Genomic DNA, 17,883 nt, shown 5'->3' with positions numbered 1-17,883 from the left:
GACCGACCTGGGGGATCCGTTCGGGACCGAGGAGCTGCGGGCCGGGGTGCTGGCGGCCTGGCGCGGATCGCCCACCCGGCTGCGCGAGGACGCCGCCACCGAGGCGGACCTGGTGCGCGCGGGCTACCGGGATCGGCTGCTGACCGAGCTGGCCCAGAATGCCGCCGACGCCGCGACGAAGGCCGGGGTGGCCGGACGCGTCGCGGTGTGGCTGGACGGCCGGACCCTGCACGTCGCCAACAGCGGCGCGGCACTGGATGTTTCGGGCGTGCACGCGCTGACGGCGCTGCGGGCCTCGGGGAAGGCGGAGGGCGCGAGCGTCGGGAAGTTCGGCGTCGGGTTCACCGCGGTGCTGACGGTCTCGGATGAGGTCGAGTTGCGTTCGAGTGGCGGGTCGGTGCGGTTCTCGCGCGCCGAGACCCGGGCGCTGTTGGGCGCACAGGGCATCGAGATCCCCGAGACCCAGGGCGGTTTCGAGCCGCCGGCGCTGCGGCTGGCCTGGGCGCTCGAGGAGCGGCCCGCCGCCGGCTTCGACACCGAGGTGGTGCTGCGGCTGCGCGAGGACGTGGACACCGTCGCCCTGCTCGCGGAAATGCGGGCCGAGGCCGCTGAGCTGCTGCTGGAACTGCCCGCGCTGCACAGTATTCGGATCGGCGACGACGAGATCACCGGCGCCTCGCGGGAACTCGATCACGGCCTGACGGAACTGCGTGTCACCGGCCCGAATTCCGACGAGCGGGTGTGGTGGCAGTACCGCACCGAGCGGGCCCGCTGGCTGCTGCCGGTGCGCGACGGCCGCCCGGTCGCCACCCATCCGGACGTGCTGCGCGCCCCCACCCGCTCCGACGAGGAACTGTCCATCCCGGCCCTGCTCATCGCCGACATCCCGATGCAGCCGGACCGCCGCCGCCTGCTGCCCGGCGCCCGCCTCACCGACCTGGCCGCCGGCTACGCCGATTTCGCGCGCGCCCTCCCGCCCCGTGACCGCCTGGTCCTGGTCCCCACCCCCGGCTTCGCGCGCAGCGAGGCCGACGGGCTGCTCCGCGAGGCCCTGATCGCCGAACTCCGCGACCACGAATGGCTCCCGGTTCTGGCCGTCCGCCCGGCCTCGCACGAAGCCACACCCATACCAGCGGATTTCGACGCCGCGCCCGCGGGCTCGGCCGCAGCGGTCGACACCGACACCACGCTCGGCGCTGCGAACTTCGCCGCACCGGCTGCCGACGACGTCCCGGATGCGGCCGCGCCGGCCGACAGCGACGTTCGGCGCGGGGTTGTGCCCGGCGATGCGGCAGTCCGGGACGTGCCCTCTGCGGCATCGGAAGCACTCCATGCCGGGCAGGTTCCACCCGCGGCTGCGGAAGGCGGTGCGCCGTCCGAAGCCGCCGGCGCGGTCGGGCTGCCGGGTGACGTCGACGCCGTCGGCGGTTCGGTACCTGCCAGGGGCCGGGATGTTGCCGGGGCGGGCGGGAAGGGCCGTGTGGTGCGGGCCGCAGAGCACGAGACGCTGCCGCTGTGGGAGCTGCCGCCGCAGGATGAATTGCCCTACGGCGCGGTCGAACCCCACGACGCGATCGGGCCGCACGATGTGGTCGCGGCGGGGACCGGGGACTTCGTTGAGCCCGGCGAGCCGGGGGAAGCCTTGGATATCGCGGGGTTCGACACCCTGGACGAATTCGGCGTGAGCGCGGACCGCCCGGGTGTGCCCGAGGCGGGCACAACCACCCTGGGGATGGTTGTGGATGAACCGGCGACCGCCGAAAGCGCCGGGGCGAGTATCGATTCGTACGGCGGGGCGGTGGCCGCGCCGCGACGGGCGAGCGTATTCACCGGTGTGACGGTCGAATTGGCCGAGTTGCTGGCGGATATGGTGGGGCCGTTGGTGATTCCGGAGTTGTCGGGGCGGCACCTCGCCGACGCGCTGGCCGTGCTGGATGTGCATCGCATCGGGTTGGCGCGGATCGCGGAGTTGTCGAGCAGCCTGGAACGCGAACCGCAGTGGTGGTATTCGTTCTACGACGCGCTGGAATTCTTCGCCGGTGATCCGCTGTCGGTGGAGGAGCTGGGCGCGCTGGCCGTGCCGCTGACCGATGGGCGGCTGGTGACCGGTCCGCGCACCGTGGTGCTGGATGACCGGATGGAGTCGGCGATCCCGGTGCACTGGGCGCGGCTGGTGCATCCGGAGGCGGCGCACGAGCTGCTGGGGCGGCTGGGGGCGCGGGCCGCCACGCCGGAGGACCTGCTGAACGATCCCGCGCTGCAGGCGATCCTGGAGGACGATCCGAGCGACCCGGACACCGTGGACGCCGTGCTGGGCCTGGCCGCGCACACCCTGGCCGCGCCCGGGGTGCTGCCGTCCTGGCTGGGGTTGCTCGAATTGCCGGATGCGGACGGCGAATCGATGCCCGCCGACGAACTGCTGCTGCCCGACGCGCCGCTGGGCCGGGTGCTGGTGGCGGACTCGCCGTTTTCGACGGTGGACGCCGAGGTGCTGGAGCGCTACGGCGCGGAAGCCTTGCGCGCCATCGGCGTCGGCTGGGGCTTCACCCTGGTGACCGAGTCGGATCCGACCGGCCCCGACCATCACCTCGACGACGAGGAGACCTGGTGGGAGGGCCTCGCCGAGGATCCCGCCGAGCTCGTCGCCGTGCGCGATCTGGATCTGGTCGACGACGCCGAATGGCCGGAGGCGCTGCGGCTGTTGCTGTCCGACCCGGCCACCCGCCCGCTGCTCGCCGACCGCGACGGCTACACCGCCTGGTGGCTGGGGCAGCACGCCCATATCGACGGCATCCCGCTGGGGCTCATGCGGCACCCGGACGACACCCTGTTCGCGGGCCTGCTCCCGCAGCTGCCCGGCTTCGACGCCAATGATCTGAAGGTGCTGCGCGGCCTGCTCGCCGACCCGGAGGTGCTGACCACAGCCCTGGCCGAAGAGCTCCTCGACGCGCTGGCCGATCCGGCGAGAAGGCCCGCCCCCGAGTCGATTTCACAGACCTACCAGCTGCTCGCCGAGGCGCTGGAGTCGGGACGTCTGGACACCGAGGAGGTGGTGCTCCCGGGCGAGGTGCGCGCCCTCTCCGGCGAGGTGATCCCGGCCGCCGACGCGCTGGTCCTGGATCGTTCCTGGCTGGGCCCGGCGCTGCCGGTGGACCGGCTCGTCGTCGGTGACATCGCGACCGCGAAATCGCTTGCCACGCTGCTGGATCTGCCGCTGGCCTCGGAGGCCGTCCAGGCCGAGGTGGTGAGCACCGGCCGCGAAACCACCTGGGCCGCCGAACCATTGGGCGTCCTGCTGCGCATGCAGTTCGATTTCACCACGCCCACAGGCGGATTGGTGGTCCACGACGAGCTGCGGGTGCGGTTGTCGGGGGCGTACGAGGCGACCGTGGCGGTGGCGTGGTGGCGCGAGGGCGATGTCACGCACGTGCAGGCGCAGCCGCAGAACTTCTCGCGTCGTTGAGGATTCGCGCCGGGAAATAGGTCCGGCGCGGGCTGATCAGCTGCCCGCGCCGGTGCTGAGTGGGGCCCGGGTCAGGCCGAATGGGCGGCCACGGTGGTGGCGAGAACATCTAATTGCTCACGGACGGCGGAACTGTCGTTGTCGACCAGCCAGCGCAGCACGATGCCGTCGATGGTGGCGAGGATGAAACGTGACAGGGTGCCGACCGGAACGGTCCACTGGGTGCCGGTGGCTTCGCGCGCGTGCTCGCAGATATCGGCGACGGTGGAGTCGTTGAAGGTGTACTGCTCGCGGGCGATCGCGAGTTTCGCGGGGGTCTGCTCACCTTCGCGCAGGGCGTAAGTGGTGGTTTCGTAGGTGAGTAGTTGGCGCTCGGGTGTGGCTTCGATGTTGAGCCACATGAGTTCCAGACCCGCGCGCACCAATTGTTGAAGCGCTGCTTTTCCGGTTCCGACGTCTTGCCATACCGCTTCGTTGGCGTCGACGGAATCACGCAATTCCATCGAGAGCGCCTTGACCAGCTCGGTCATCAGCTGATCTTTGTTTTCGAAACAGTAATGCACCACACCGAGGGAAACACCGGCTGCCTGGGCAACATCGCGCGTGGTAACTCCTGCCACGCCCTTCTTTTCGGCAAGGCCGATGGCCGCCTCGATAAGGTGGGCCCGTCGTTCTTCGACGCTCAATCGGGAGGACACTCCAGGGAGTTAAGCGTCCGCGACGCGCGCAGTCAATTCGCACGCCCCGCAAGTTCGTTTTGCGCCGTCGGTCCGGACTCGCGGTCTGCCGGGCATTCCAGACATTTCGTTACGAAATGGCGGAGTTTGTAAAGCCCTCAGTCCAAGCCGAGCTGTGCTCCCTTGTCGCCGCGCCGCGCGCTTCGCCGTTGAATCGCGAAGATCGTGTAACCCAGCAGCCCGACCGCCAAACCCATCAGGCACACCGGCCGGGCCGTCGCCCAGGCATCGTTCACCCACACCGCGACCGTCGCGATCAGGAAACCGAGGGTGCCCACGGCCAGGACGGGACGCGGATCGGTGAAGCGCTGGGGAATCTCCGGTACGGGTGGCGTGGTCACGTCCCCAGACTAGAGGGCGCGAGCTCGATCGGCGGCGCGCCGGGGCGGGTGGTGGCTACCGACGCGAACAGCCGACTCCCGCGCGGACGGTCCCGTATCGTTTGCCTCTGTGACAACGCCTTCCGACATTCGAGCGCTCGCCGGTGAACTCTCGCTGGCGGTGGTGCGCTTGACTCGGCATCTGCGGGGCAGGCGGGCCGATGCCCAGATTTCGCTGACCCAGCTCTCCGCACTCGCCACCCTGAATCGGGAAGGCGCCATGACCCCGGGCGCGCTCGCCGCCAAGGAGCGGGTGCAGCCGCCGTCCATGACGCGGGTCATCGCCTCGCTGTCGGAATTGGATCTGGTGGAACGCAATCCGCACCCGACCGACGGGCGGCAGATCATCGTGTCGCTCTCCCCGGCCGGGCGGGCGCTCGTCGCGGACGAGAACCAGGCCCGCGAGGCGTGGATGACCGATCAGCTCTCGAAACTCAGCCCCGATCAGCTGAAGGTGCTGACCGAGGCCGTGGGCATCATGAAGTACATCGTCGACGAGTCCGAATAGGGACCCAACTCTCGGGAGCTCGGGCCTCCGCCTCCCCGTGGCCGGGCTTCCCCTGAAACCCCTTTCAACCCGGGCGGTCAGTATCCGAATCGCCGGTCGCTGTCGACGATTTCGCGTCCCAGCGGGAACAGCGAGATCGGGATCAGCTTGAGATTGGCCCAGGCGAACGGGATTCCGATGATGGTGATGGCCAGCGCGATGCTGGTCATCAGGTGACCCAGCGCCAGCCACCAGCCGGCCACGATGATCCAGATGATGTTGCCGAGCATCGAGCCGACACCGGAGCTCGGCTTCTCGACGGCCTCGCGGCCGAAGGGCCACAGCACGAAGTTGGCGATGCGGAACGACGCGATGCCCCACGGGATCGTGACGATCAGGACGCAGCAGATCAATCCGGCGACGATGTAGCCGAGCGCCATCCAGAAGCCGACGAGCACGAGCCACAGGACGTTGAGTATCAACTGGATGGGTTTCACGATCCCCAGCATGCCAGCGGCCGGTGCCCGCCCACCACCGGGAAAACCCTGACTTCCCGGTGATGGGCACCCTGAGCGGCGGTCAGAAGAACCAGCCGAGCTCGGCCTCACGCTCCGAGCCGAATGCCTCGTCGAAGGCGCGCAGCCGAGCGGCGTCCTTGGCCTGGATCCGATTGGCGGCGGCGAAGTCCCTGGCCCGGTAGCTCCCGAAGTAGAGGCTGCCGAGGATGTCGATGCCGAGTTCGAGGTCCGGGGCGCGGTCGGTGGGCTCGCAGTCGGCGATGCCGTCGCGGACCCGCAGCGCGAAGGTGCCGCCCGCGTCGCGGAACGGATCGTCCACGGACAGCACGACATCCAGGTCCCGCTGATAAGTGCGCGCCGAGAGCGCGGCGGGGACGTCCATGACGCGGGCCCAGAGGGCGTCATGGCGGCCGGTGACCTTGACCAGCCTGGGATCGGTGAGCAGGTGGGGGAGTGGATCGCGGTCGGCGAGCTCGGTCTCGATCGTGTGGACCAGGTCCATGCCCAGCAGCACCCGCCACAGCGCGATGTGGGCCTCCGGTGTGATGGCCCGCAGTTCCCGGATGGTGGCGATGTTCTTTCCGTCGTCGTTCCAGGCGCGCCGGAAGATCGCGTAACCGTCGGGGTGCACGAGGAAGAACTGTGGCGAGCCGCCCTCGCTCTGTACGGCGTCGGCGAAAACCCGCTGCTGCCAGCGGGCTTCGGGGCGGATCTGCGCACCGGGGACGAATCGCCGCCAGCGGTCGTAGATTTCGGGGATCACCGTCTTCGCCTCATCCGGCGCGGCCACGCGGACGCCGCCGGGATCGGGTGTGGTGGGCCGGAATTCGGCGGTGCGGCCGGGCATCAAGACCTCGTTCGTCACGATGGTCGGGCCGTAGCCGAAGCGGCCGTAGATGGTGCCCTCGCTGGCGGTGAAGATGGTGAGCGGCAGGTTCTCGGATTCGCTGCGCCGGTGGAGTTCGGTGTAGAGCGATCGCAGGATGCCGCGTCGCCGGTGGGTCGGCGCGACCACGACACTGGTGACACCGGAAGCCTGGACGGTGCGCTCGCCGGGGACCGTGACGGTCATGACCCGGTCGTTGGCGTGTCCGACGATCTGATCGCCGTCCACCGCGACCAGCGCCCGCTCGGTCGGAAAGACCTGCTCGGCGTATTCGAGATCGGCGGGGTTGACCCGCATTCCGAAGCTGATTTCGGAGAGCTGGACGATCTCCGGCCGCTCCTCCGCTCGGGCCGAACGCACGGTAATGCCATTCGTCGATGCCATGAACCGAACATCCCACGAATTTTCGTCCGGCGCATCCGTTTTTCTCCGGGTGTCACCTGCCGCCCCCGCCGCGGCAGGTGACACCCGGAGTACGGATTCCCCCGTCCCCCCGTTCCCCCTCGCCCCCGTTGGTCCCCCGACCCCCGGTCCCCCCGTTTCCCCCCGATCCCCCGGATCCCCCGACCCCGGTTCCCCCGCTTGCGAGATCGTTTCCGTCTCACAGGAACTAGATTGCCGCCTCGTCCCAGCAAGATCCTTAACAAGTCCTTGTAAACGAAAAACCCCGCCGCAACGATGCGTTGCGGCGGGGTCGGTCGAAAAGCGATCAGCGACCGTTGATCTCGATGTAGTCGCGCTCGCCGTAGCCGGTGTAGATCTGGCGCGGACGGCCGATCTTCAAAGGCTCGCGGTGCATTTCGCGCCAGTGGGCGATCCAGCCCGGCAGCCGGCCCATGGCGAAGAGCACGGTGAACATGCGGGTCGGGAAGCCCATGGCCCGGTAGATGACGCCGGTGTAGAAGTCGACGTTCGGGTACAGGCGACGCTCGATGAAGTAGTCGTCGGTCAGCGCCGCCTCTTCCAGGGCCTTGGCGATGTCGAGCAGCTGGTCGTCACCGCCGATCTTGGCCAGGATGCCGTCGGCGACCTGCTTGACCAGGGTGGCGCGCGGGTCGTAGTTGCGGTAGACGCGGTGCCCGAAGCCCATGAGCTTCACGCCGTCTTCCTTGTTCTTGACCTTGCGGACGAACTCCTTGACGTCGCCGCCGCTGGCCTTGATCTCGTCGAGCATCTCCAGCACGGCCTGGTTCGCGCCGCCGTGCAGCGGGCCCCAGAGCGCGTTGATGCCGCCGGAGACGGAGGTGAACAGGTTGGCGTCGGACGAACCCACCAGGCGCACGGTCGAAGTCGAGCAGTTCTGCTCGTGGTCGGCGTGCAGGACCAGCAGCATGTCCAGCGCGGCGGCGATCTCCGGGTCGACCTCGTAGGGCTCGGCCGGGAAGCCGAAGGTCATCCGCAGGAAGTTCTCCACCAGCGACAGCGAGTTGTCCGGGTAGAGGAACGGCTGGCCGACCGACTTCTTGTACGCGTAGGCCGCGATGGTGGGCAGCTTGGCGAGTAGTCGGATGGTGGACAGCTCGACCTGCTCGGGATCGCGCGGGTCCAGCGAGTCCTGGTAGTAGGCCGACAGCGCGTTGACCGCGGACGACAGCACCGGCATCGGGTGCGCGTTGCGCGGGAAGCCGTCGAAGAACCGCTTCAGGTCCTCGTGCAGCAGGGTGTGGCGGCGGATCCGGTCGGTGAAGTCGTCCAGCTGGGCCTGGGTCGGCAGCTCGCCGTAGATCAGCAGGTAGCTGACCTCGATGAAGCTCGACTTGCCCGCCAGCTGCTCGATCGGGTAGCCGCGGTAGCGCAGGATGCCGGCCTCACCGTCGATGTAGGTGATGGCCGACTTGGTCGAAGCCGTGTTCATGAAACCGGGGTCGTAGGTGACGTACCCGGTGCTGGCCAGCAGCTTGCCCAGGTCGATTCCGTCATTGCCCTCGACAGCCTTGGCGACGGTCATCGGGTACTCGCCGCCCGGGTATTGCAGTACCGGCTTGGCGTCGTCGTCGACGTTGATGATGTTCTCAGCGGGCACGGAAGGATCCCTCTCAGGCTTGTAACCGTAGGCATCGGACGCGGTCGGCGCGCGATGCGCTCGAGTCAACGCTAGCCGCTGTCCAAGACGCCCGACTCATGAGGGTGTCCCTTATTACCTCACGGTCACCTGATTTGCGTGTGAGGCGAACGGCCATCATGTGCTACGTGCATGAACGCGGAAACCTCAGGCGAGCTGCACCTCCGAATGCGCACGTGTGACCCGGTAGCGCACGAAGGCCGGGAAGGCCACGGCCGCGATCATCATGCCGATCACCACCAGGACACCGCCGCCCGCCGCTGCCACAGCGGTACCCACCGCGGCCGCCGCGAAACCGTGCGCAACATCACCGATGCGCGGTCCACCCGCCACGACGACGATGAACACGCCCTGCAGCCGGCCGCGCATCTCGTCGGTCGCCACCGACTGCAGCATGGTGGTCCGCAGGGCCGCCGAGAACATGTCCACGGCGCCGCCGAAGGCCAGGCAGGCCAGGGCGATCCAGAGCGCGAGGGTCATGCCCAGCCCGTGCCCGACCAGGCCCACGGCCAGCCCGAACCCGACCATGCCCAGGCCCCACAGCACGATGCAGACCACCACGGCCAGGCCCTGGCGGCGCACCCGCGACAGCCAGCCGGAGAACACCCCGCCCAGCACCGCGCCCACCGACATGGCCGCGAACAGCAGGCCCAGAGCCGTTCCGCCGGAAGCGGAGTCGCCGAAACTGTCCTGCGCGATCTGCGGGAACAGGGCGCGCGGCATACCGAACACCATGGCCACCACGTCCACCGCGAACGAGGCCAGCAGGATCTTCTGGGTGGCCAGATAGGCGAAGCCGTCGAAGACTTCGCGCAGGCCCGCCCGCCGGGACTCGCCGTGCGGCGGGATGGGCGGCAGCTTCCAGGTCGCCCACAGCGTGGCCAGCAGGAAGATCGAATCGATCAGATACAGCATGGCCAGGCCCGCGAACGGAATCAGCATGCCCGCCAGGACGGGTCCGGCGATCGCGCCGAACTGCATTACGGTCATGCTCAGCGAGTTGGCCGCCGGGAGCTGCTCGGGCGGGAGCAGGCGCGGGTAGATGGCGCTGCGCGCGGGCTGGTTCATCGCGAAGAAAGCCTGCTGCACCGAGAACAGGACCAGCACCAGCCAGGCGTTGTTCAGCCCGGCGGCGGCCTGCCCCCAGAAGGCGAGGGAGGTCAGGCCGGTGCCGGCGCTGGTGATGAGCAGCATCTTGCGGCGGTCCATGGCGTCGGCGAGCGCGCCGCCCCACAGACCGAAAACGATCAGGGGGATGAGGCCGAAGAGTCCGGCAAGGCCCACATACGAAGAGCTGTGGGTGATGTCGTAGAGCTGTTTGGGAACGGCTACGACGGAAAGCTGTGCTCCGATGACCGTGACGATGCCGGTGGTCCACAACCGGCGGTAGTCAGGATTCCGTAATGGAGTTATATCGGCGAGCAGCTTCACCGACCTGACACTAGCCAGCCGAAATGGCGCTTGGCTAGGCATTTTGGGCGGATGATCCCACCATTTGAACGTGAGATATCCAACTTTTTCCGCGTCGAGGATCGATCAAGGCTGCAGGCGTTCGACTTTCATGGCCGCCACGTCGGTATTGCCCGGCTCCAAGGTGACCTTGATCCGGTTGTGCATGCGGCTGCGGCGGCCCTGCCAGAACTCGACCGTCTCGGGCTGAATCTGGAATCCACCCCAGAACGGCGGGACCGGGATGTCGTCCACGTCGGCGAAGCGGGCGGTCGTCTCGTCCATCTGCTTGTCCAGATCGGCGCGCGAGGCGATGGGCCGCGACTGTTCCGAGGCCCACGCGCCGAGGCGGGAACCGCGCGGCCGCGACTGCCAGTACACCTCGGTGGCCTCGGCCGGAACCCGATGGACCGGGCCGCGCACGGTCACCTGGCGGCCCATCGCCTGCCAGACGAAAGTGGCCGACGCGTAGGGGGTTTGGGTCAGTTGGCGGCCCTTGAAGGATTCGTAATTCGTGTAAAAAGTCACACCTTCGGGAGAAAGCCCCTTGCACAGGACAGTTCGCGAGGAGGGCTTCGGGCCGGTTTCGGTGATCTCCACGGTGCTCACCACCATGGAGTTCGGGTCGATCAGGCCCGCGCTGGTGGCGTCCTCTATCCACTTGCGCAGCAAGGGCTCCCAGCCGTCGCTCAGCCAGGTCTCGTCGAGGTCGGTTTCCGTGCCTGGATGGTTGTCGCCCTGATCGACTCCGTACTCCACCCGAAGTGCGGCGATATCGACGTCGGCGGAAGCCATGCGCGCCACCGACGCAGTGGCGAATTTCTCCTGGTCAACCATGGGGCAGACGTTACTCCGCGGTAATCCGCGCGTTAAGCTCCAGATGATCGGCGTGGCTGCCCAGGGATCGGGCAGCCCGACTTTGCAAGGAGAGTCACAACATGACTGCCAGCGCTGCGGTACCCACCAATGTCGTCCCGGACGGCTTCGTGAGCGGTCTCGAGGGCGTGGTCGCCTTCACCACCGATATCGCCGAACCCGACAAGGACGGCGGTGCCCTCCGGTATCGCGGCGTCGACATCGAGGACCTCGTCGGCAATCGGGTCACCTTCGGTGATGTGTGGGCCCTGCTCGTGGACGGCGAATTCGGCCGCGGCCTACCGCCGGCCGAGCCGTTCCCGCTGCCCATCCACACCGGCGACGTGCGCGTGGACGTGCAGGCCGGTCTGGCCATGCTGGCCCCGATCTGGGGTTACCAGCCGCTGCTGGACATCGACGACGACACCGCCCGCGAGAACCTCGCGCGCGCCTCGGTCATGGCGCTGTCCTATGTGGCCCAGTCGGCGCGCGGCATCTACCAGCCCGCCGTGCCGCAGGCCAAGATCGATCAGGCCCAGACCATTACCGAGCGGTTCATGACCCGCTGGAAGGGCGACCCGGACCCGCGCCACGTCGAGGCCATCGACGCCTACTGGGTGTCCGCCGCCGAGCACGGCATGAACGCCTCCACCTTCACCGCCCGCGTCATCGCCTCCACCGGCGCCGACGTGGCGGCCTCGCTGTCCGGCGCCATCGGCGCCATGTCCGGCCCGCTGCACGGCGGCGCGCCCGCCCGCGTGCTGCCCATGATCGAAGAGGTCGAAAAGACCGGCGACGCACGGGCTCTGGTCAAGGGCATCCTGGACCGCAAGGAAAAGCTGATGGGCTTCGGCCACCGCGTCTACCGCGCCGAGGACCCCCGCGCCCGCGTGCTGCGCGCCACCGCCAAGCGCCTGGCCGCCCCGCGCTACGAGGTCGCCGCCGCGCTGGAGCAGGCCGCCCTGGCCGAGCTGCGCGAGCGTCGCCCCGACCGTGCCATCGAGACCAATGTCGAGTTCTGGGCCGCGGTGATCCTGGACTTCGCCGAGGTCCCGGCGCACATGATGCCCGCCATGTTCACCTGTGGCCGTACCGCCGGCTGGTGTGCCCACATCCTCGAGCAGAAGAAGCTCGGCAAGCTGGTCCGCCCCGCCGCCATCTACACCGGCCCGGCCCCGCGCAAGCCCGAGACCGTGCCCGGTTGGAACCTGCTGTCGCACAAGTAAGTCCCTGAACAACGCGATGGCCCGCAGCGAATTTCACTGCGGGCCATCGCGTTTCCAGTGTGGTGTCCCGGGTCACCCCCCAGCCCCGGGCATCTCGAGGGGTTTCAGGGGCGCGAGCCCGGCCGCGGGGAGGCGGAGGCCCGAGCTAGGAGAGTTGCCTTACGCCTTGACGACGATCGAGCCGACCATCTTGTCGCCCAGGGTCTGCTTCTTGTCGTCGAACAGCGGCCAGAGCCAGCCGATCCCGCAGAAGCTGGTCAGGTTCTCGGCGAGGTAGCGCAGGATCGCCGTGCCGAAACCGAGTGGCTGGCCGGTCGTTTCGCGGATGACGCGAATGCCCGCGACCCGCTTGCCGAGCGTCTGGCCGGTGGTGCCCTCCTGGTAGGCGAAGAACAGCCCGGTGCCGATCCACGCGACGAATCCGATCAACGAGCAGATCAGGCCCAGCGCGTTCATCGAACCGGAGTCGCACGAGGTGTAGTAGCCGCTGGTCGTGCACGTGGGCTTCGAGGTGCCTGCGGTGATCGCGATGATGTACAGCAGTGCGAACGGGCCGACGACGACCAGGCTGTCGATCAGCCGAGCGCCCACGCGTGCGCCCCAGCTCGCATAGTCCGCTCCGTATCCCCCGAACGGAGCGTAGCCGGGCTGGGGTGCGCCGTACGCGGGTTGCGGTGCGCCGTAGGCGGGTTGGGGCGCGCCGTAGGCGGGCTGCTTCGGCGCCCCGTAGGGCGACTGCGCGTCATAGGCGGGCTGCTGGGGTGCGCCGTATGCGGGTTGCGGTGTGCCGTAGGCAGGTTGGGGTGCGCCGTAGGCGGGCTGCTGCGGAGCGCCGTACGCCGGCTGCTGAGGAGCGCCATAGCCGGGCTGGGGTGCGCCGTAGCCGCCGGCGGGCTGGTCGGCGGGCGGGTAGCCGTATCCGGGCTGCTGCTGCGGGTACGGGTTGTTCGGGTATGTCAATTCGATTCCTAGCAAAGGGTTGTTTCGGTCGGGCAGGCTACAGTCTGGAGCAATCCGGCCGAAGGGATGAACTGGAAATCCGATCACACCCTCTACGGAGCGGTCGGCACGGTTCAAGACGGAGGATCTGATGGCGCTGGAGATGCGGACACGCTGTGAGCGCTGCGAGGTAGCGGAGCTCCCCGCGGACGGTCCGGCCTTCCTCTGCTCCTACGAGTGCAGCTTCTGCGAACCCTGCGGTCGAACAATGGATTACGTCTGCCCCAACTGCGGTGGCGAACTGGTTGCCAGACCGCGACGATTGAAATAAACCCGGTGGGGGTCCTGGCACCTGAGATCAGATTCACATAACCTGCTTCGGTGTTCGACGCAGGACTGTCCAGGCGCGGCCTCTTCGCCGCGGGCGCGGCGCTGGCCGCGGGATTCGTGACCGCTGGATGCGGTGTGGCGAACGGCAATTCGTCCGACCGCATCCTGGACCCGCCGCGCGGTGCCGCCGATCCGGCCACCGCGCCGGCGCGCCTACCCATTTCCGGGGCCAATCCCGATGCGGTGGCCGCCAAGTACGCCGGGCGGCAGCCGCAGGCATGGGGCATGGACCTGGACGGCATCGTCACCGGCTTCAATGCCACCGGCAAGCAGTTCGCGATCACCTTCGACGCCTGCGGCGGCCCCGGCAACAACGACATCGACGAGAATCTGCTGGCCTTCCTGCAGGCCCAGCAGATTCCGGCCACTCTCTTCCTGAACAAGCGCTGGATCGACGCCAACCCGGCCCGCGCCGGCCAGCTGGCGAACAATCCGCTCTTCGAGATCGGCAACCACGGCACCGCGCACTGCCCGCTCTCGGTCAACGGCCGGGCCGCCTACGAGATCAAGGGCACCGCTTCGCCGCAGGCCGCCGTGGACGAGGTCTGGGGCAACCATCAGCGCATCATCGCCCTGACCGGCCACGCCCCGCGCTTCTTCCGCACCGGCACCGCCCATTACGACGATGTGGCCGTGTCGATCGTCAAGGATCTGGGCGAAACGCCGGTCGGCTTCTCACTCAACGCCGACTACGGCGCGACGGCCACCTCGACCCAGGTGCAGAACAACATGCTGACGGCCAAGCCCGGCGGCATCTCCCTGGCGCACATGCACCGCCCCAAGGCCGGCACCGGCGCGGGGATGCTCGCGTCGCTGCCCACCCTCGTGGCCAACGGTTTTCAGTTCGTCCACCTGCCCTAGGGCTCAGAGTTCGCGGGAGGCGGCCCAATCCACGGCCACCGACTCCCCGCGGTCGACGGTGAAGAAGGCGACCTCCAGGTGGCGGCCCAGGTCGATCAGTTCCATCGCCGACAACGGAACCGGCTGGATCAGCCGGACCCGCCACGGCCCCGGCTCGTCCCAGGCGCGCAGTTCCAGATCCAGCCGCAGCACCGGGTCGTCGCGGCCGGTGTAGTCGGCGGCCACCGGGGTGGCGGCCAGGACCGTGGCGCGGGCGCGGCGACCGTCGGTCAGGATCTTGGCGATATTGGTGCGCGAGATCTCGTCCGGTGCGGGCAGATAGAGGACCACCCGGTCGTGGTCGCCGGGATCGACTCGGCAGCACACGATGTCGCCGGGCTCCATGTACTCCTGATCGGCGGCATTGACGCGCTGCCGGACCCGGGTCTCGTAGGCGTGCCGATCCTCGAGCTGAATGCGCACCCAGAATTCCAAGCCGGGTTCGGCGACGTCCGCGTCGCGATTTCCGACGCGGCGCGCGGCCGCGGCCCGGGCGTCGACGCGCTTCTCGGCCCCGGTGCGAATGTCGGTGCGGCGCCCGGACCTGCCGCGCGCATCCGGCGTCCGGCCGTCGGGGTCGGTGTCCTCGGCCGCGGCCGGGATATCGGTGAGCGGTTCCGGAGCGGTGTCCGCGCCGATGAAGCGCGCGCCCATGGGGAGTCCGGACTCGGCGCGCGGCGCACCGGTTCGCCGGTCCTCGATCGGGGTCGATCCGATCTCGGGTAGCGAATCGGGCCGGGGCGGGGAGACTTTGGCGCTCGAGCGGACGCTGAGGATGGTGGCGGTGCCCTCGACGCCGTGCAGCAGCAGCTCGCGGCGGGCGGCGTCGTCGAGGGCGGGGCCGCGGCGGCTGAGGCCGCGCGAGCCGAACTGGGAGGACAGGCGCGCCAGCAAGCCCAGGCGGGGCTCGGGACCGCGGGAGCCAGGCCCGGTGTCCGGGCGGTGTTGCGGGCGGCCGGAATTCGCGGAGGCTGGGGGAGCGGCGGGAGCGGAGTCGGGTGCGTGGTCTCCGGTGGTGCTCGGTCGCTCGTGTGCGGCCATGTCCATGGCGGTAAACCGTAACGGTTGTGTGGTGCGTGACACAGCGATACGCGCGGGTTGGTGAACGACCCCGGTCGGAATGTTTTTGCGGGCCGACCCCCTCGTGAGCGCGGGTGATAGCACCTCTACCCTTGTCGCCATGACCTCTGCGTTCCCGACCATCCCCGACGATCTCAAGCCCGCCGACGGACGGTTCGGTTGCGGCCCTTCCAAGGTCCGCCCCGAGCAGCTGCAGTCCCTGGTGGATACCGGCGCTTCGGTGTTCGGCACCTCCCACCGGCAGAAGCCGGTCAAGGACGTGGTGGCCCGGGTGCGCTCCGGTCTGCGCGAATTGTTCTCCCTGCCCGACGGTTACGAGGTCGTGCTGGGCAACGGCGGCACCACCGCGTTCTGGGACGCCGCCGCCTTCGGCCTGATCCGCGAGAAGTCGCTGCACCTGAGCAACGGGGAGTTCTCCTCGAAGTTCGCCTCGGTCGCCAAGGGCAACCCGTTCATCGGTGACCCGATCGTGGTGAAGTCGGAGCCGGGCGACGCCCCCGAGCCGACCTCGGACCCCTCGGTCGACCTGATCGGCTGGGCCCACAACGAGACCTCCACCGGTGTCGCCATTCCGGTGTCGCGTCCGGCCGGTTCCGAGCACGCCCTGATCGCCATCGACGCCACCTCCGGCGCGGGCGGCCTGCCGGTGAACATCACCGACACCGACGTGTACTACTTCGCGCCGCAGAAGTGCTTCGCCGCCGACGGTGGCCTGTGGATCGCGCTGATGAGCCCCAAGGCGCTCGAGCGCGTGGAGGAGATCAAGAACTCGGGTCGCTGGACCCCCGAATTCCTCTCGCTGCCGATCGCGGTCGACAACTCCACCAAGGATCAGACCTACAACACCCCGGCGCTCGCCACCCTGTTGCTGTTCGCCAACCAGATCGAATGGCTGAATGGCAACGGCGGTCTGGACTGGGCCGTGAAGCGCACCGCCGATTCCTCCTCGCGCCTGTACTCGTGGGCCGAGACCAGCGAATTCGCCACTCCTTTCGTGCAGAACCCGGCGCTGCGTTCGCAGGTTGTCGGCACCATCGACTTCGTCGATTCGGTGGACGCCGCACAGGTTGCGAAGGTCCTGCGCGCCAACGGAATCGTGGATACCGAGCCCTACCGTAAGCTGGGTCGTAACCAGCTGCGTGTCGGTATGTTCCCGGCCATCGATCCCGAGGATGTTTCGCAGCTGACTCGCTGCATCGATTGGGTTGTGGGACAGCTCGGCTGAGATCGAAAACAGGTAAGACTATGCGGCGCGGGAGTCTGGCGACAGATTTCCGCGCCGCGTGTCTTGCCCCATGATTCACAGAAGTGCACTACTGTTCCAGAACGTGGGCGGTGTCGCGAGCCTAGCTATAGCTGTGAGTTACGCAGCGAACAGGAGGTAACGGTGCGTGAACTTCGAGTGATCGGATTGACGCCCGATTCCACGCACATCGTGTGCATCGATACCGAGAGCGGCCAGAAGTTCCGGCTCGCCGCCGATGACAAACTGCGCGCCGCTGCCCGCGGAGATCTTGCCCGATTCGGCCAAATCGAGATCGAAACGGAAGCCACGATGCGTCCTCGCGATATCCAGGCCCGTATCCGCGCGGGTGCTTCGGTGGAGCAGGTCACCGAAGAGTCGGGCATGCCGCTGTCGCGAGTCGAGCGTTTCGCCTATCCCGTTCTGCTGGAACGCGCCCGGGCCGCCGAGCTGGCGCAGAAGGCGCACCCGGTCCGCAACGACGGCCCCGCCGTGGAGACCCTGATCGAGATCGTGTCCGCCGCCTTCGCCGAGCGCGGCCACAATATCGAGGTCGCCGAGTGGGACGCCTGGAAGGACGAGAAGGGCTACTGGGTGGCCCAATTGCAGTGGCAGGCGGGCCGTTCGGTGATTGCCGCGCACTGGCGCTACCAGCCCGACGCGCACGGCGGTTCGGTGGTGCCGCTGGACGATCCGGCCTCGGATCTCATCGATCCCGACTTCGGCCGCGCGCTGCGCGGTCTGGCGACCATCCTGCCGGACCAGAACGATGTCGCGGTGGAGCCCGCGGTGGCTCCGGCTCCCGCCCCCGCTCCGGCGCCGCGGGAAGAGCGCGCCGCCGAATACGAGTCCGCGCCCGCGCGGGTCGCCAAGCAGCAGAGCTCCGAGGACTACTTCGAGCAGCGGGCCGCGGTCGGGGACGGCACCGTTCCCGCGGTCACCGCCGCCGCCCCGGCTCCGGCTCCCGCTCCGGCCGCGAAAGAGCAGGCGGCCCCGGCTGTTCCGGCGCCCGCTGCCCCGTCGGCCCCCTCCGCTCCGGTCGCCGAGCCCGCCGCGGCCACCGCGGAACCGGCGCCCGCCCCGGCGCAGCCCGCCGCGAAGCAGAACGCGCAGAAGCAGAATCGCGCGAAGCGCGGTGGCAAGGCGCCGATGCCGTCCTGGGAGGACGTGCTCCTAGGGGTGCGCAGCTCCGGCCACTGAGCCGATTGTGGGAAATCCCACGGGCAGCGCTCGAACATTTCGGATGCTGAAGGGTTGCTGAGCCCTTC

At 68.7% G+C, this 17,883-nt stretch carries 16 protein-coding genes; 7 read left to right on the top strand and 9 right to left on the bottom strand.

From position 1 onward, the window contains the following. Positions 1-46 precede the first annotated feature (46 nt). Complete coding sequence (locus GPX89_RS44685) at positions 47-3,463, top strand: sacsin N-terminal ATP-binding-like domain-containing protein (protein ID WP_328602064.1); 3,417 nt, start codon at positions 47-49, stop codon at positions 3,461-3,463. 71 nt (positions 3,464-3,534) lie between these two features. Here the strand turns inward: GPX89_RS44685 and GPX89_RS18270 are convergent, their stop codons facing one another. Continuing rightward, the gene (locus tag GPX89_RS18270) at positions 3,535-4,149 is read right to left on the bottom strand and encodes a TetR/AcrR family transcriptional regulator (RefSeq protein WP_157388778.1); all 615 of its coding nucleotides are present in this window, start codon (positions 4,147-4,149) and stop codon (positions 3,535-3,537) included. Between the two features lie 149 nt (positions 4,150-4,298). Next, positions 4,299-4,541 (bottom strand): DUF2530 domain-containing protein, encoded by a 243-nt coding sequence (locus GPX89_RS18265; protein WP_328601962.1) that lies wholly within the window; start codon positions 4,539-4,541, stop codon positions 4,299-4,301. A gap of 109 nt (positions 4,542-4,650) precedes the next feature. On the opposite strand from GPX89_RS18265, the gene GPX89_RS18260 reads away from it, so the two are divergent. Then, on the top strand, positions 4,651-5,088 hold the full coding sequence (locus tag GPX89_RS18260) for an Rv0880 family HTH-type transcriptional regulator (protein ID WP_328601961.1): 438 nt from the start codon (positions 4,651-4,653) through the stop codon (positions 5,086-5,088). Positions 5,089-5,165: 77 nt separating this feature from the next. Here the strand turns inward: GPX89_RS18260 and GPX89_RS18255 are convergent, their stop codons facing one another. The 5 genes from GPX89_RS18255 to pdxH form a co-directional block, all read right to left on the bottom strand. Next, entirely contained in the window at positions 5,166-5,576 is a 411-nt protein-coding gene (locus GPX89_RS18255; protein ID WP_157388776.1) for a YccF domain-containing protein, read from the bottom strand. Between the two features lie 70 nt (positions 5,577-5,646). Next, positions 5,647-6,855, bottom strand: coding sequence for a GNAT family N-acetyltransferase (locus GPX89_RS18250; RefSeq protein ID WP_157388774.1), 1,209 nt, complete (start codon positions 6,853-6,855; stop codon positions 5,647-5,649). A gap of 325 nt (positions 6,856-7,180) precedes the next feature. After that, complete coding sequence (locus tag GPX89_RS18245; protein ID WP_328601960.1) at positions 7,181-8,494, bottom strand: citrate synthase; 1,314 nt, start codon at positions 8,492-8,494, stop codon at positions 7,181-7,183. A gap of 186 nt (positions 8,495-8,680) precedes the next feature. Further along, positions 8,681-10,006, bottom strand: a complete 1,326-nt coding sequence (locus GPX89_RS18240; RefSeq protein WP_157388772.1) for an MFS transporter — start codon at positions 10,004-10,006, stop codon at positions 8,681-8,683. A gap of 63 nt (positions 10,007-10,069) precedes the next feature. Next, positions 10,070-10,819 carry a pyridoxamine 5'-phosphate oxidase gene (gene pdxH, locus GPX89_RS18235; RefSeq protein ID WP_157388771.1) on the bottom strand — a complete coding sequence of 250 codons (750 nt, stop codon included), beginning with the start codon at positions 10,817-10,819 and terminating at the stop codon, positions 10,070-10,072. Positions 10,820-10,920: 101 nt separating this feature from the next. Between pdxH and GPX89_RS18230 the strand changes: the two genes are divergently transcribed. Continuing rightward, positions 10,921-12,063 carry a citrate synthase 2 gene (locus GPX89_RS18230; protein WP_157388769.1) on the top strand — a complete coding sequence of 381 codons (1,143 nt, stop codon included), beginning with the start codon at positions 10,921-10,923 and terminating at the stop codon, positions 12,061-12,063. Between the two features lie 159 nt (positions 12,064-12,222). Here GPX89_RS18230 and GPX89_RS45920 read toward each other — a convergent pair whose 3' ends face one another. After that, positions 12,223-13,023 carry an RDD family protein gene (locus GPX89_RS45920; protein WP_157388767.1) on the bottom strand — a complete coding sequence of 267 codons (801 nt, stop codon included), beginning with the start codon at positions 13,021-13,023 and terminating at the stop codon, positions 12,223-12,225. A 130-nt stretch (positions 13,024-13,153) separates the two neighbouring features. Between GPX89_RS45920 and GPX89_RS18220 the strand changes: the two genes are divergently transcribed. Both GPX89_RS18220 and GPX89_RS18215 read left to right on the top strand, forming a co-directional pair. Further along, complete coding sequence (locus GPX89_RS18220; protein ID WP_157388764.1) at positions 13,154-13,333, top strand: DUF1272 domain-containing protein; 180 nt, start codon at positions 13,154-13,156, stop codon at positions 13,331-13,333. A gap of 50 nt (positions 13,334-13,383) precedes the next feature. Continuing rightward, positions 13,384-14,253 (top strand): polysaccharide deacetylase family protein, encoded by an 870-nt coding sequence (locus GPX89_RS18215; protein WP_328601959.1) that lies wholly within the window; start codon positions 13,384-13,386, stop codon positions 14,251-14,253. 3 nt (positions 14,254-14,256) lie between these two features. On the opposite strand, the gene GPX89_RS44675 is transcribed toward GPX89_RS18215, so the two are convergent. After that, the gene (locus tag GPX89_RS44675) at positions 14,257-15,339 is read right to left on the bottom strand and encodes a hypothetical protein (protein WP_235947491.1); all 1,083 of its coding nucleotides are present in this window, start codon (positions 15,337-15,339) and stop codon (positions 14,257-14,259) included. Between the two features lie 133 nt (positions 15,340-15,472). On the opposite strand from GPX89_RS44675, the gene serC reads away from it, so the two are divergent. Continuing rightward, positions 15,473-16,597, top strand: coding sequence for a phosphoserine transaminase (gene serC / locus GPX89_RS18205; RefSeq protein WP_157388763.1), 1,125 nt, complete (start codon positions 15,473-15,475; stop codon positions 16,595-16,597). A gap of 162 nt (positions 16,598-16,759) precedes the next feature. After that, the gene (gene sepH / locus GPX89_RS18200; RefSeq protein ID WP_328601958.1) at positions 16,760-17,815 is read left to right on the top strand and encodes a septation protein SepH; all 1,056 of its coding nucleotides are present in this window, start codon (positions 16,760-16,762) and stop codon (positions 17,813-17,815) included. Positions 17,816-17,883: the final 68 nt, after the last annotated feature.

It is taken from the genome of Nocardia terrae (assembly GCF_009760405.1).
GTDB lineage: Bacteria > Actinomycetota > Actinomycetes > Mycobacteriales > Mycobacteriaceae > Nocardia > Nocardia terrae.
The sequence above is the reverse complement of the archived record's forward strand: the minus strand, read 5'-3'. Positions and strand labels throughout refer to the sequence as shown.